This window comes from Chitinophaga sp. S165 (genome assembly GCF_003182155.1).
In the GTDB taxonomy this organism is placed as follows: domain Bacteria; phylum Bacteroidota; class Bacteroidia; order Chitinophagales; family Chitinophagaceae; genus Chitinophaga.
In genome coordinates this window covers 461,804-478,021 of record NZ_QGTG01000001.1, presented here as the reverse complement: position 1 = coordinate 478,021, position 16,218 = coordinate 461,804, and the positions used below count along the sequence as shown (strand labels likewise).

The window sequence follows — 16,218 nt, the reverse complement described above, 5'->3', positions numbered from 1 at the left end:
AAAAACGACGTACTGCCAACTTCAGTTGCCGGTCCTAATCAGACCCTATGTAATACTACAGCCTTCACCATGGCAGCCAACAACCCTGCTGTAGGTACCGGCACATGGACTGTTACTGCTCCTGGTACTATCACTGCCGGTCAGCAGAACAATCCTGCTGCGGTAATTAATGTACCTGTAGGTACTTCTGTGGTGGCTACATGGACTGTTGTAAATGGTTCCTGTACTGTTTCCAGCAACGTTACGCTGCAAAACGATGCGCCACCAACTGCGCCGCTTGCAGGTGGTGACCAGACACAATGTAACAACCCAGCCTTCACACTGGCGGCTAACGCACCAACTGTAGGAACCGGTGCATGGAGCGTGGTTTCCTCTACTCCTGCCGGATTTACTTTCCCTGCGGGTAGTGTAAACAACCCAACAGCTAGCATCACTGTTCCTGTAGGTTCAACTGTAACATTGCGCTGGACGACTACCAACGGTACTTGTTCACAGAGCGATGATATTACATTGACTAATGACGCGCCTCCTACTACAGCTGATGCTGGTCCTAATCAGACTAACTGTAACACGCCTTCTTTCACGCTGGCTGCTAACGCGCCAACTGTGGGAACAGGTACATGGAGCGTGGTTTCTTCTACTCCTGCCGGATTTATTTTCCCTGCGGGTAGTGTAAATGATCCTGCTGCGGTGATCACTGTACCTGCCGGTACAACTGTTACACTGCGCTGGACAACTAAAAACGGAAGCTGTACATCTACAGACGACATAACTCTGATCAACAATGCGTTGCCAACAGCTCCTCTTGCTGGTCCTGACCAGGAAAAATGTAACACGCCTTCCTTCACGCTGGCTGCTAACGCACCAACTGTAGGAACCGGTGCATGGAGCGTAGTTTCTTCTACTCCTGCTGGTTTCACATTCCCTTCCGGTAGTGTAAACAATCCTGCTGCGGTGATCAATGTACCTGCCGGTACAATTGTTACACTGCGCTGGACAACTACCAACGGAACCTGTTCACTGACGGACGACGTGATGCTGACCAACTTTGAAGCGCCAGCCGATGCTGATGCAGGTCCTGATCATGAAGAATGTAACAATACTTCAACCTTTACCCTGGCGGCAAATGCACCGTCTGTGGCCGGTGCAACCGGTACATGGTCAGTGGTTTCCCCTGCCGGATTCACTTTCCCTGCGGCTGAGGTAAATAACCCGACCGCCAGCATCACAGTCCCAGTTGGTACAGTCCTGACACTGAGATGGACTATTACTAATGGTCTGTGTACAACTGCGGACGATGTTATTCTAACCAATTACGCAGAACCTGATGTTGCCGATGCAGGCCCTGCCCAGTCAAAATGTGCGGGTACTGACTTCGTAACTGCTGCTAATGCGCCAATTGTTCCTGGTGCTGTAGGTACCTGGACCGTTGTATCCGGTATTGCTACCATCAAAGCTGGTGAAGAACATCTGCCAATAGCACACATCACTGTTCCTAACGGTGGTACTGCTACCCTTCGCTGGACTATCAAAAATGGTCTGTGTGAAAACTTTGATGAAGTTATACTGACTAACTTCCTGACACCATCTCCTGCTAATGCGGGCCCTGACCAACGTGATTGTAACATTCCTACATTCACTATGTCGGCAAACGCTCCTGATGTTCCTGGTGCGACCGGTACCTGGACACTCGCTGTGGGATCTCCTGGTTCTATTACTCCGGGTGATGAAAACAAACCTGATGCGGTGATTAATGTACCAACCGGTGCAACTGCAACTGCTATCTGGACCATCACTAACGGTACCTGTCCTTCAGAAGATACTGTACTGCTGACCAATGATGAAATGCCATCTCCGGCGATTGCAGGTCCTGACCAGGAAAATTGTAATCACCCTGCCTTCACAATGGCCGCTAACACAGCATCTGTGGGCGTAGGTAAATGGAGCCTGACACCAGGCACCACTGCATCTTTCGATGTTGCAGATAGTACTAACATCAATGCAATTATCAATGTGCCTGCGGGTGTAACGGTAACGGCAACCTGGACTATCACAAATGGTACATGTGTTACATCTGACGATGTTGTACTGACCAACTATGTGGCGCCTGCTCCTTCAAATGCGGGTCCTGACCAGGAAAAATGTAATACGCCAACCTTCACCATGGCCGCTGCTGCTCCATCTGTCGGAGTAGGTAAATGGCGCCTGGTACCTGGTTCTACCGCTTCCTTCGCGGTAACTGACAGCACCAACAGAACAGCTGTGTTCAATGTGCCTGTAGGTGAATCTGCAGAAGCTATCTGGGCAATCACAAATGGTGTTTGTACTACTGAAGACACAGTAAGGCTGACCAACTACGTAGCACCAGCTCCTGCTGCTGCCGGACCTGATCAGGAACAGTGTAACACGCCTGCCTTCACTATGGCTGCGAATACACCGACTGTAGGTGTTGGCAAATGGAGCCTGCCTGCTGGTTCAACAGCTTCATTCCCTGTAACTGACAGTACTAATCCAAGTGTAATAATAACTGTACCTGCCGGTGTGACCGTTACAGCTACATGGACTATCACTAACGGTGTATGTACTACCAGCGATAATGTTGTACTGACCAACAATGAACAACCAACGGCGGCTGCTGCTGGTCCTAACCAGGAACAGTGTAACACGCCTGCCTTCAGAATGGCGGCTAACACTCCTTCTGTTGGTGTTGGTAAATGGAGCCTGTCTGCCGGAACTACCGCATCTTTCGCTGTAGCCGACAGTACTAATCCGAATGCTGTAATTACAGTGCCGGTAGGTGTAACCGTTACAGCTACATGGACTATCAGAAATGGTAACTGTGTTACATCTGACGATGTAGAACTGACCAACTACGCACAGCCAGCGCAAGCAAATGCTGGTGGAGATATGACCCATTGCGATAACGATCGTTTTGTAATGGCTGCCAACACTCCTTCCGTAGGTACCGGTACATGGAGCCTGCCTGCAGGTACAACTGCAAGCATCAATGCTGCTGACTGGAACAATCCGAACGCTGTGATCACTGTACCTGCCGGTGTAGTAGTAACAGCTACCTGGACTATCACCAACGGTACTTGTACCACATCTGATAATGTGATACTGACCAACCATGAAATGCCGTCCAACGCGGTTGCTGGCCTGGACCAGACTCATTGTGATGATCCTAACTTCACAATGTCCGCAAACGTACCTTCACCAGCTACAGCTGCAGGTACCTGGACAATCATCAGTGGTGCGGCTACTATCGCTGATATTCATAATCCTTCAACAAGGGTTACAGTAGCAGCAGGTGGTACAGTTACTCTCCGCTGGACTATCACCAACGGAACATGTACTTCTACTCCTGATGATGTGGTGCTGACTAACCAGGCTGCAATCCTGGGTAACACCATCACCGCAGATCAGCTGCTTTGTGCTAATGAAACTCCTGCTATGCTGCAGGGTGCTACCCTCAGCGGTGGTAACGGCACCTTCACTTACCAATGGCAGGTGAGCACCACAAGTGCAACCACCGGCTTTGCGAATGTGGCAGTTAACGGCACAAATGCAACCTTCAATCCTCCAATGATCACACAGAATACCTGGTACAGACGTGTGGTAATGTCAGGCGCATGTACAGGCAACATCAGCAACGCAGTAATGCTCACACTGATGAATATCCCGCCTGTTGTGATATCCGTACCTGGTCCGCTTACAGTGGATTGCGTACAGGGTACTGACTATACTACCAAATTCGGTACTCCGGTATTCAGTCACGCTCCTTATAACAACGAGCCACTGACCGTTACTCATAATGACGTAACTACCACTGTTGATGCTTGTACGTTCACAATTCAGCGTACCTGGACAGCAATGGACCGTTGCGGTCTGACCACTCAGGCACAGCAAACCATCACTGTAATAGACAGAACTGCTCCTGTATTTACAGCTACAGCTCCTGCCAACGTTACTGTTGATTGTGATAAGGTGCCTGCCGCAGTGAACCTGCCTGCTAACGATGCTTGTACAGGTGTACTGACCATCGTTCCGATCGAAGTAAGAGTTGATCAGCCAGGTGCATGTGCAAGCAACTATCAGCTGATCCGTAAATGGGTTGCTGTTGATGCCTGCGGTAATGCAAGCGATACACTCAGACAGGTGATCACCGTAAGGGATATGACGCCTCCTGTGTTCAACAACCCTGCTCCTACCAATATCACTGTTGATTGTGATAAGGTGCCTGCAGGTCAACCGCTGACAGCAAATGACAACTGTACGCCTGGCGTCATCACTGTAATACCGGTAGATGTACGTAAGAACCTCTCCGGCAGCAGATGCGCCGACAACTACCAGATCATCCGTACCTGGACAGCTACTGACCTTTGCGGTAACAAAACCGTACTGACTCAGACCATCACTGTACAGGATACTATCAAACCTAGATTCTCTATGTCACTGCCTCCGGCTATCACCGTTGATTGTGACAAGGTGCCTACGGTAGCAACAATAACAGCCACAGACAACTGTACTGTTAGCGTAGCTGTGAAGGTATCAGAGAAGAAAGAGTTCCTTTCTACAGTATGTACCAGCAACTATAGATTAACACGTACCTGGACAGCCATCGACAATTGTGGTAATACTGCCACCATGCAACAGGTGATCACTGTACAGGATACAACAAGGCCGGTATTCGTTGTAATGCCTCCTGCTGATACTACAGTAAGCTGTGATGCAATTCCTACTCCGCCAACTAACCTGAGCGCGAGAGATAATTGTAGCACTGTGAAGATCTCTTACACCCAGACACGCGAAACTATCCCGGGCGCATGTGCAAGCAACTATCGCCTGATCCGTATCTGGACTGCTAAAGACCAATGTAACAATACCAACATTATCCGCCAGGTAATAACAGTAACAGATACTACCAAACCAGTGATCGATCCTGCTCCGGCAAACGTAACACTGAATTGTGGTGAAGCTGTCCCTGCTGCTGCTACCCTCTATGCACGTGATAATTGTGATGCTACCTTCCCTAAGAAGGCAACTATGACACAAGATCCGTTTGTAGTTGACCTGTGTGCCGGTTATACTATCGTAAGAAGATGGAGAATAGCCGATGCATGTGGTAACCAGGCGATCGAACGTGTGCAGACAATCACCGTGAACCCTTGTCCTAAACCGGCACTGGATCCGAACCTGCCTGCTAACTGTTCAAACAACACAAGGTTCGCTATCATGTTGCAGAACAAGGTAAGCAAGCCTAAATTTACCCTGGTGAGCGTAGTTCCTGCTTCTGCAGTACGTACACCGCTCACACAGAGCAGCAACGTGTTCGATCTGAATGGCGCAACACAGGCTACCTTCATCGTAACTGACGGTGTAACCGGTTGTGTATCTGATCCTATCACTTATGACCTGCAGTATGTAATGAAACCAGTTGTTGATCTGGGCGCCGACGTAGCTATCTGTCAGGGTAGCAGCGTAACACTGGATGCCGGTATCGATAACGCAGCGTACACTATCCGCTGGTCAACCGGTGCAAGCACCCAGACCATCGATGTAACAACTGCCGGTACTTATACTGTGACTGTTTCAAACGGTATCTGTACAACAACAGATGCAATCAATGTAACAGTAAACATGCCGCCGGTAGTAGACATCCAGGATGCTGCAATCTGTATGGGCGAAACAACAACACTGAATGCTTATGTACAGGGAGCTACCTATGTATGGAGCACAGGTGAAACTACCGCTTCAATAGATGTGACTACCTCGGGTACTTACAGTGTAGACGTTACACTGAAGGGATGTACAACTCATGATGAAGCAACGGTAACAGTGGGTACGCCTCCTGTGATCACCGTAACTGACGATTCTGAGATCTGTCCTGATGAAACCCTGATGCTGACAGTTGATCCTGATGGTGGTAATGTAGCCTGGAGCACCGGTGAAACTACCAACTCTATCGTTGTCACTAAAGCAGGTAATTATGAAGTGACCGTAACCCGTGACGGTTGTAAAGTAACTGATATGGTTACTGTAACTGAAAGACCTGATCTGGATATTGACCTCGGACCAGACAGAGAGTTCTGTACAGGTGGACGCGTAGTAGTAGATGCTACCCACCCAGATGCGATCTCTTACCTCTGGAATGACGGTGAGACCACCCCGATCAGAGAAATCGTAATGCCGGGTAAATATGTAGTATCTGTTATGGACAGGTTCTGTTCAAGAATAACAATGGATAGTGTGAATGTAACTGTGGCTGGTATTCCTGAAACGCTCCTCCCTGCCGACACTACACTGTGTATCGGTGAAGACCTGACACTGAAAGTAAACGCGGGTATTGGCAACACTATCCGTTGGCAGGATGGTTCTTCCGGAGCTACTTACAAAGTAACCGGTCCTGGAACCTACACTGTAACAGTGTCTAACGAATGCGGATCCGTAACCGACAATATAGTAGTACGCTACCAGCCATGTGAGCCGAAGCCACAATTCCCGACAGGCTTTACGCCGAACGGTGATGGACATAACGATATCTTCAAACCAGTCGTTAGAGGTCCGATGTACGATTACGACTTACGTATCTACAACCGTTGGGGTGAATTGATCTTCCTCAGTAAAGACCAGAAGAACGGATGGGATGGCCGATACAAAGGCGCCCTCGTTGAAAATGGTACTTATGTCTGGATGCTGAGCTATAAGAAGGTACTCGGTGGTGCAGTGAATATCGTGAAAGGTGAAGTAACCGCTATCAGATAGTAAGAAGTGTAAAGTACAATAGGCAAAGGCGTCCCGGTTCTTCCGGGGCGCCTTTCTATTTGCTAGGTATACTAATTTTAGTTAATTTGAGGGCGATAGGTACCTATACCACCCTCGTAATAACTATTAAATTGTCCCTCATGACAACCTGCAACTTCCATTACAAGCGAGTAATGCGAACGGTCGCATTATTTGCATTCCTACTGCTGTCTGCAGTATTCAACGTCCAGGCTCAGACGCCAAAATTCAAGGTCATCGCGTTCTACCACGGCACCTATGATCCAGCTCACATCGCATTTGTTAAGGAAGCTAATCAGTGGTTCCCTGCTATTGCGGCCCAGTATGGTTTCTCTTACACAGCTACTACGAATTGGGACAATCTGAACGCCAATTTTCTGTCGCAGTACCAGGTAGTACTCTTCCTGGATGACCTGCCGGCCAGCGCATCACAGCGTTCGGCATTTCAGACTTACATGCAGAACGGCGGCGCCTGGATGGGTTTCCACGTTTGCGCCTACACAGCTAACGCCAGCGCCTGGAGCTGGTACCACAACACCTTCCTGGGCACAGGTAATTTCACGACCAACACCTGGGGACCTTCAAGTGCTACTTTACGTGTAGAGGACCGCACACATCCAAGCACGACCCGTCTGCCGGCGACATTCACCTCCGCAGTAAGCGAGTGGTATGGATGGCAGAATGATCTGCGCAACAACAGCAACATCAAGGTCCTCGCATCTATTGATCCCGTGAGCTTCCCTCTGGGAAATCAGAACGGCAACATCTGGTATAGCGGTTACTATCCGATCATGTGGACCAACAAGAACTACAAAATGTTGTATGCCAATTTTGGCCACAATGCAATGAACTATTCTACCAACACGCAGACGTCTTCCACTTTCGCCAGTGAGATCCAGAACAGGTTCCTCATCGACGGACTATTGTGGTTAGGTGGACAGAACCCAGGCGGCCCTGCTCCTGCTATTCCGATCCCTGGTACCGTACAGGCTGAGAATTTCACTGACATGAGCGGTCTTCAGACAGAAGCTACCACCGATGCAGGTGGCGGACAAAACATCGGTTATACTGATGCCGGCGACTGGTTGGATTATAAAGTAAACGTTCAGACAGCAGGTACTTACAATGTAGAATTCAGAGTTGCCAGCCAGACTTTAGGCGGCAGTATCGAACTGAGAAAAGACGGCGCAGTATTAGGCGGCGTTACCGTACCAGTTACCGGTGCATGGCAGACCTGGGCTACCGTAAGTGATTCTGTCGTACTGGCAGCAGGTGAACAAACACTCCGTGTGCAGGTAACAGCACCTGGCTTCAATCTTAACTGGTTGAAATTTACAGCTGCAACTTCCAATCCGCCTAATAATCCAGGCGTTCCTGTCGGACAGGTGATCACGCTGAGAGCTACAAGCAATAGCATGTATGTTAGCGGAGAGAACGGTACTACAGCTATGACGTGTACAAGAACAGCACCTCAGACCTGGGAACAGTTCTCCGTACTGGACGCAGGTAACGGAAAGGTAAACCTCCGCAGCATGGGCAAATTCGTTTCTTCCGAGAACGGTACTCAGGCAATGAGAGCAAACCGTGCCACCGCAGCTTCCTATGAAGCGTTTGACTGGATCACCAATGAAGATGGAACAATTTCCCTGAGAGGTAATAACGGCATGTATGTATCTTCTGAGAACGGAGAACAGGCAATGAATTGTAACCGTCCTACAATTGACGGATGGGAGAAATTCAATTTCACTATCGTCGGACCAGTTGCCACAGCAGCAAGACTGGCGGTATCAGCTCCGGTAGAGGAAGCGCAGGCATCAGAAGGAATAGTGTATCCGAATCCATTCGGCACACAACTCAACTATACGCTGCCAGCCAAGATCTCTTCCCATACGGTAGCGATCTATGATCTTACCGGAAAGCAATTACTGCGCTCGGTGATAAAATCTAAACAATCAGCTTATTTCCTGAATGTAAGCAGTCTGCCAAGAGGCATGTATATCCTGGACATCTCCAGCGGTACCTATCACAAACGTGTTAAAGTACAAAAAGCAGAATAACTGATTCTTAGCAGGATCAAAAAGAAAGGGTATCCGTTCAATGCGGATACCCTTATATTTTTAAAGCAATTGCCGAAGCTATTAATACAGCAGTCTAGCCTTAATTGTATGGTTCACTTCTCTCAACAAAGAGAAGGCTTCTTTGGATAATTTGCTATCCACGTCCAGTACCACATAACCGATCGTTTCATTTGTTTTCAGGTACTGTCCCAGAATGTTGATCTTATTCTGAGATAATACGGTATTGATCTCTGACAGTACCCCTGGCACGTTCTGGTGAATATGCAGGATGCGGTGTGTGTGGTCAACCGCCGGTACACTGATAGCAGGAATGGTATGAGAACCGAAGCTTGCACCTTTTTCAAGGTAGTTCAGCATTTTACTGCTCACATCAAGACCGATATTATGCTGTGCTTCCTCTGTGCTTCCTCCTATATGCGGCGTCAGGATCACGTTAGGCAGCTTTTGCAGCGGAGAAGCGAAAGCAGCGCCATTCTTCTCAGGCTCCACCGGGAATACATCTATAGCAGCTCCGGACAACTGACCACTGGTCAATGCCTCTTTCAGGTCGTCCAATTCAACCACTTCGCCACGGGCGTAGTTAATGAAGATGGCGCCTTTCTTGACATAGTGTAATGTTTCCTTATTGATCATGTTGGTCGTGGTCTTGGTAGACGGCACGTGCAGGGATATAATATCAGACATTTCGAACAGAGCCTGCAGGCTGCGGATCTGTACCGCATTGCCCAGTGGCAGTTTGGTTTCCACGTCATAATAGAATACGTTCATCCCCATAGCTTCCGCCAGTACGCTTACCTGGCTTCCGATATTACCGTATCCGACGATACCGAGAGACTTTCCACGCAATTCGTAACTGCCTTTCGCTTCCTTCATCCATACGCCTTCGTGTGCGGCGGCATTCTTGTCGGGAATACGACGTATCAGCATAATGGACAGTCCTATTACCAACTCCGCTACAGAACGGGTATTTGAATAAGGAGCGTTAAATACAGCTACTCCCATCTCTCTTGCACTCTTCAGATCTACCTGGTTGGTACCGATACAGAAGCAACCGATCGCCTGCAATTTATGTGCGGCTTCCAGTGCCTTGCGTGTGATCTGTGTTTTAGAACGGATACCCAGCAGATGAACATCTTTTATTTCACGGATCAGGTCTTCTTCGCTCAGTGCGCCCGATAATCTTTTTACGTTAGCATACCCCGCCGACGTAAATTCCGCTACTGCGGCGTCGCTGATATTTTCCAACAATAAAATATTGATCTTCTCCTTCGGATAACTTGTCAACTTTTGCTGATCCATGATTATATTTTATGTGTTACCAATTGCAATAAACAATTGGCTTAATAATTGTAATAAGGCCAAACGGAGGCACAAACCTAAAAGATGTTACGCAATTATCAAACAGTATGCCCTTCAAATTTGATTTCGTCAAAAATACTATCATATTTGGGGCATTTTTAGCCGTTTTTTGGGGTTAAATCTTAAAATACCTTTAAAATCGTCTTTTAAGAACTGTTTTTTTTGTCTGGCAATTCATTAGGGCCTAATTTTAGCGCCTTTGTAACTAAGCAGAAAAAGAATCGAGTCTAACTAGCAGAATGAAAGCAGCTTATATTGTATTGACTATCTCAGGTATTGCTTTATATGCCATCACCGCATGCCAGAGCAATGCGGCTAATAGTAACCGTAAATCCAAAACAGCAGATACTTCCCAGACCGAGGTGTTGAGCGAATCAGCCCTGGCCATTCTTAACTCACCTGTCACCAAGTCTCAGCAAACAGAACTGACCGCTTTTTATCAGAACATGGTCCGCGCCGGCTTTAATGGGGCCATGCTGGTGGCTAAAAAAGGCGTAGTGATCTTTGAGAAGTACCATGGTCTTGAGAACTACAAGAACAAGACTTCCGCGATGAACGACAGTTCTTCTTTCCAGCTGGCTTCTGTATCCAAGACCTTCACCGCTATGGGCGTTCTCTGGCTGATGGAGAAACAGAAGTTAAGCCTGACAGATACCGTACAGAAATATTATCCACAATTCCCATATAAAGGCATCACGCTTCAGATGTTGCTGTCTCACCGTAGCGGTCTGCCTAATTACCTCTATTTCTGCGACAGCATCTGGCCGGACAAGGACAGGTTCCTTTCCAATGATGATGTGATCCAGCTGATGATAAAGCACCGTCCACGTATCCAGCATACTCCGGATACCCATTTCCAGTATTGCAACACAAACTATATGCTGCTGGGAGCCATTATTGAGAAAGTAAGTGGTCAAAAGTACGCCGACTTCATGCAACAGACCTTTTTTGGTCCTCTGGGCATGACTAACACATTTGTATATGCTCCTGAAAGCGCTGTACGCCCTCACCAGACCGCCAGCCATAAATATAATGGTCAGCTGGAACCGGATACCTATTTTGACGGGGTGATCGGCGATAAAGGTATCTACAGCACTGCAAGGGATATGCTCAAATGGGACCAGGCCCTGTACAGCGGTCAGCTATTCACCCAGGAAACTATCAAAGCTGCTTATACCCCATATAGCCATGAAAAACCAGGTATCCGTAATTACGGGCTGGGCTGGAGATTGATGGTTTATCCGGACAGTAGTGAGATCGTCTACCACAACGGCTGGTGGCATGGCAATAATACGGTCTTCAACCGTATAGTAAAAGATACTTCCACCATTATCATCCTGGGAAATAAATACAATCGCAATATCTACCGGGCGGTAAAACCAATAAGCGCCATTCTGGGACATGGAACTGAAGAAGGGGAAGAATAACTATTCCCCATGCTTTCTGTTGGGTAACACATTCTCCCGTTTCCACTGGATCAGGCCTGTAAATTTATCTTGTCTTACCGGACAATCCGCCAATTGACAATAATGACAGCAAACCGGGATACAGGGGTCGGTATGTATAAAAAATTCGACTTCTCCGGAGGGAAATTCAATGTTCACCTGGCGTTCTAATGCTTTCAGCTCATCGTGGGCATCACTGAGCTCCAGGTAATAAGGTAGGGTCAGATGACAATCTATATGATAGTTGTTTCCATACTGCTGCACTCTCATATTATGTATATCGATCCAATTTGCACGTCTCCTCGCATTCAGGATCTCTATCACCTTATCCACTATACGCATATCCGTCTCGTCCATCAGGCCGGAAATTGACGCCCTCAATAACTGATATCCTTTCCTTAGTATCAGCACGCCCATCAGCAGCGACGCCAGCGGGTCTATCCAGTGCCAGCCGGTCAAGTGGATCAGTAACAGTGCTGCTATCAATCCCAGACTGCTATAAACGTCTGTCATAATATGCTGGCCATTGCCTGATATCGTGACTGAAGACAACTTCTTACCCTCCCGTACCAGGAAAAGGCCCAATACAAGATTAGCCAGTGCCGTACCTGCAATCAGCCACATACCTTTATCCAGTTTGTCCAATGCCGTGGGATCGAAAAAATACTGTCCCGCCTTGAAAAGAATAAGGCACCCGGCAATGAAGATCATTGCTCCCTCAAAACCGATAGAAAAGAATTCGATCTTCCCATGACCGTAAGGATGGTTTTCATCTTTGGGCTTACCAGTCAGGTAAATACTATAACAGGCGAAGGCTCCGGCTACAACGTTGATGATGGATTCCAATGCGTCAGACAAAATAGCGACGGAATTTGTCATGAACCATGCAGCGAATTTAGTTCCCGTCAAAACAAAGCTGACGATCAGTGATACCAGTATAACGCGTAATTCTCTTCTCTGCAAAACATGGTGGATTGATTCACAAAGAAAAGAAAAATATTGCGTAAGTTAGTAGAGGGTTCGGTGCACAGAAACTGTATGTAGATTACGTTGAATTATCCTTAGTAAGTAATTATCCTGAGTCATCTAGTATAATCGTTTTTCTTTCAGCTCCTTCATGGGCAACCAAAATCTGTAGTATGTATATTCTAGACCCAAAAACAAAGTGGTTATGCCTGCTTGTATGTAGCGCATTCTGTAATGTCCCCATAAATGCAGCCCCACTTAGCGAATCCGTCCCGCGAAGTACTTATGGACTATTTCAGCAGCAGCCCGCCCAGGAAACAGTCACGGGTGTTGTGCGTGTATACGGTAAAAACGGCCGCCCTGAAGCCGTCCCGGGCATCAATGTTATCGAAAAAGGCACCACCAATGGTACTGTCACTGACGCTGCCGGCGCCTATACGTTACGCGTAAAAAAGGGTGCTACCCTGACCTTTTCTATAGTGGGATATAAATCACAAGAGCTGAAGGTCTCCGCCGCTACGCCGGTTAACCTCATCCTTGAAGAAGACATCAGTGCACTGAAAGAGGTCGTTGTAACGGGCTATCAGACCATCGACAGAAAGCTTTTTACAGGAGCCGCCGCCAGTGTGAAGGCCTCCGATGTAAAACGTGACGGTATCGCTGATGTGAGCCGCATGCTGGAAGGCCAGGTAGCCGGCGTCAGCGTACAGAACGTATCCGGCACCTTCGGTGCTGCCCCTAAGATCCGGGTAAGGGGTGCAACTTCCATTACGGGCGACAATAAACCGCTCTGGGTTGTAGATGGCGTGGTACTTGAGGATGTGATCAATGTCTCCAATGAACAGCTCTCAACCGGTAACCCCGCTACCCTGCTGGGTTCCTCCGTTGCAGGTCTGAACCCGGATGATATTGAAAGTTTCCAGATACTGAAAGATGCGGCCGCCACTTCTCTTTATGGCGCCCGTGCTATGAACGGTGTGGTGGTGATCACCACCAAAAAAGGTAAGATCGGTAAACCGGTCATCTCCTATACCGGTAACTTCTCCAGTTATCTGAAGCCGACGTATGACCAGTTTGACATCATGAAATCTGATGATCAGATGGCTTTTTATAATGAGTTGTCCCTGAAGGGCTGGCTAAACCACTCAGACGCAACCCGTGCTGAAAATGGCGGCGTCTATACAAAAATGTACAATCTCATTGATACCTATAACGCCACCAATGGTGCATTCGGACTGTACAACAGCCCCGAAAGCAAACGCCAGTTCCTCGAAAGGTATGCGAAGGCCAATACCAACTGGTTCGACGTGCTGTTCAAAAACTCTTTCATGCAGGAACACTCCTTTAGCGTGTCTTCCGGTACGGACAAATCGCAGCTTTACGTGTCTACCAGCTTCCTGGAAGATAAGGGCTGGACACTGGCTGATAAGCTGAAACGCTTCACAGGCAACGTCAGGGCCAACTACAATATCAGTGACAAAGTATCTTTCGGGATCATTACCCAGGCCGTGATCAGGGACCAACGTGTACCGGGATCGCTGGACAGGAACAGCAATGCGGTACTCGGGCAGTTCGACCGCGATTTTGACATTAATCCATTCAGCTATGCGCTCAATACCAGCCGTACACTGACAGCCTATGATGAAAGCGGTAAACCGGAATATTTCACGCGCAACTTCGCTCCCTTTAATATCGTCAATGAGATGGCCAACAATTACATTGATCTCAGTCAGCTCGATATTAAACTGCAGGGAGATTTTACCTATAAGATCCTCAAGAACCTGAAATATACTTTCCTGGGTAACATCCGTTACGTGAAGTCTTCCCAGGACCATAAGATCAAGGAAAATTCCAATATGCCCCAGGCCTATCGTGCTGCCGGAGACGCCACCATCAAGGACAGGAACCGTTTCCTGTACCGCAACCCTGACGATCCTGAAGCAGAGCCTGTGGTGGTCCTACCTTATGGTGGTATCTACACGACAGAAGATGATTATCTGACCAGCTACTACTTCCGGAATACGTTAGAGTTCAGCAAGACCTGGAATGACATTCACATGGTCAACTTCCTGGGAGCACAGGAATTGCGTTACGCCAACCGTCAGAACCGCCAGTTCGATGGGTATGGTTACCAGTTTGACAAAGGCGGCGTACCCTTTATTGATCCCAATATCATCAAACAGAATATTGAGAACAACTTCAACTACTATAGCATCAGTATGAATTACGACCGCTATCTCGCATACCTGGCCAATGCTGCTTATTCCTACAAGGGCAAGTATAACCTCAATGCGAGCATCCGGTATGACGGTTCCAACCTGCTGGGTGAATCCCGCACGGCACGCTGGCTGCCTACCTGGAACGTGAGCGGTTCATGGAATGTGGATACGGAAGATTTCATGCGTAACCAGCAAAGCATCAACAGGCTGACCCTCAGAGCTACCTATGGTCTTACCGGTAGTATGGGTAATGCCCGGAACTCCAGTGTCGTATTGCAGAACCGCAGCACTAACAGACCTTACCTTTCCGAAATAGAATCTGTCATCTACATTCAAAGTCTTGAGAATTCAGAACTGACCTGGGAAAAACAATATGAAACCAACGTAGGTATCGACGCCGGTCTGTTCAATGATAAACTCACTATTACGGTAGATGGTTACAGACGTAAAAGCTTCGATCTTATTGGCTTTATCCGTACTTCCGGTATCGGCGGAGAGCCAATTAAGGTAGCCAACTATGGAGATATGAAATCTCACGGCCTCGAAGCAACTGTAGCATACAATATCATTAACAGCAGCAAATGGGGCTTGCGCACACAACTGACCATGGGGTATAACAAGGGTGAGATCACAAAACTTGAAAACCTTCCTATTATCTGGGACCTCGTGGTGGCTGACGGTGGGGCTACTGTCGGACATCCCGTACGTGGGCTTTATTCCATCCCTTTCGAGGGGCTGAACCCTAAAGACGGCAGTCCGCTGTTCACGAACCAGGACGGTGCGAAAAGCGGGAATGTTTACCTGCAGAGCGATAAAATAGACAACCTGGTCTACAACGGTCCGGTAGATCCAACATTAACAGGCGGCTGGTACAATACCCTGCGTTACAGCAATTTCGCCCTCTCAGCTCTTGTTACCTACAGCACAGGGAACAAGGTCCGCCTGAACCCAGGATTTAAACAGAGATATTCCGACCTGGACGCGAGCTCCAACGACTTCCTGAACCGCTGGATACTGCCTGGTGATGAAACACGTACGAACATCCCATCTGTGCTGGATGCCGGTGGTGTAGCGCTTTTGGACGGCGCCTCCCCTTACAATAACTACAATTATTCAACTGCCCGGGTGGCGGATGGAGATTTTGTAAGGTTGAAACAGGTATCGCTCTCTTATAACCTGCCTCAGAAAACGATACGCCGTGCGGGCTTTAACAACCTCTCTGTCAGCCTTGTCGCCAATAACGTCTGGCTGATCTATTCGGATAAACGGCTCAATGGGCAAGATCCCGAATTCTTTAATTCCGGTGGTGTAGCCCTGCCTATACCAAAGCAATTCACATTCTCACTGAAAGCAGGTCTATAACGTAAA

The 16,218-nt window shown here is 48.0% G+C and carries 6 protein-coding genes; 4 read left to right on the top strand and 2 right to left on the bottom strand.

Annotated elements, in window-relative coordinates; translation table 11 throughout:
* The first annotated feature begins 69 nt into the window (after nucleotides 1-69).
* Both C7475_RS01745 and C7475_RS01740 read left to right on the top strand, forming a co-directional pair.
* On the top strand, nucleotides 70-6,765 hold the full coding sequence (locus C7475_RS01745) for a gliding motility-associated C-terminal domain-containing protein (RefSeq protein ID WP_233259742.1): 6,696 nt from the start codon (nucleotides 70-72) through the stop codon (nucleotides 6,763-6,765).
* 140 nt (nucleotides 6,766-6,905) lie between these two features.
* Entirely contained in the window at nucleotides 6,906-8,840 is a 1,935-nt protein-coding gene (locus tag C7475_RS01740; RefSeq protein WP_110050405.1) for a carbohydrate-binding protein, read from the top strand.
* 81 nt (nucleotides 8,841-8,921) lie between these two features.
* Here the strand turns inward: C7475_RS01740 and serA are convergent, their stop codons facing one another.
* Complete coding sequence (gene serA / locus C7475_RS01735; RefSeq protein WP_110050402.1) at nucleotides 8,922-10,160, bottom strand: phosphoglycerate dehydrogenase; 1,239 nt, start codon at nucleotides 10,158-10,160, stop codon at nucleotides 8,922-8,924.
* Between the two features lie 299 nt (nucleotides 10,161-10,459).
* On the opposite strand from serA, the gene C7475_RS01730 reads away from it, so the two are divergent.
* Nucleotides 10,460-11,647 (top strand): serine hydrolase, encoded by a 1,188-nt coding sequence (locus tag C7475_RS01730; protein ID WP_110050400.1) that lies wholly within the window; start codon nucleotides 10,460-10,462, stop codon nucleotides 11,645-11,647.
* Here the strand turns inward: C7475_RS01730 and C7475_RS01725 are convergent, their stop codons facing one another.
* Entirely contained in the window at nucleotides 11,648-12,628 is a 981-nt protein-coding gene (locus C7475_RS01725) for a cation diffusion facilitator family transporter (RefSeq protein ID WP_110050398.1), read from the bottom strand.
* A 176-nt stretch (nucleotides 12,629-12,804) separates the two neighbouring features.
* On the opposite strand from C7475_RS01725, the gene C7475_RS01720 reads away from it, so the two are divergent.
* Nucleotides 12,805-16,212 carry a SusC/RagA family TonB-linked outer membrane protein gene (locus C7475_RS01720; protein ID WP_110050395.1) on the top strand — a complete coding sequence of 1,136 codons (3,408 nt, stop codon included), beginning with the start codon at nucleotides 12,805-12,807 and terminating at the stop codon, nucleotides 16,210-16,212.
* The last annotated feature ends 6 nt before the right edge of the window (nucleotides 16,213-16,218 follow it).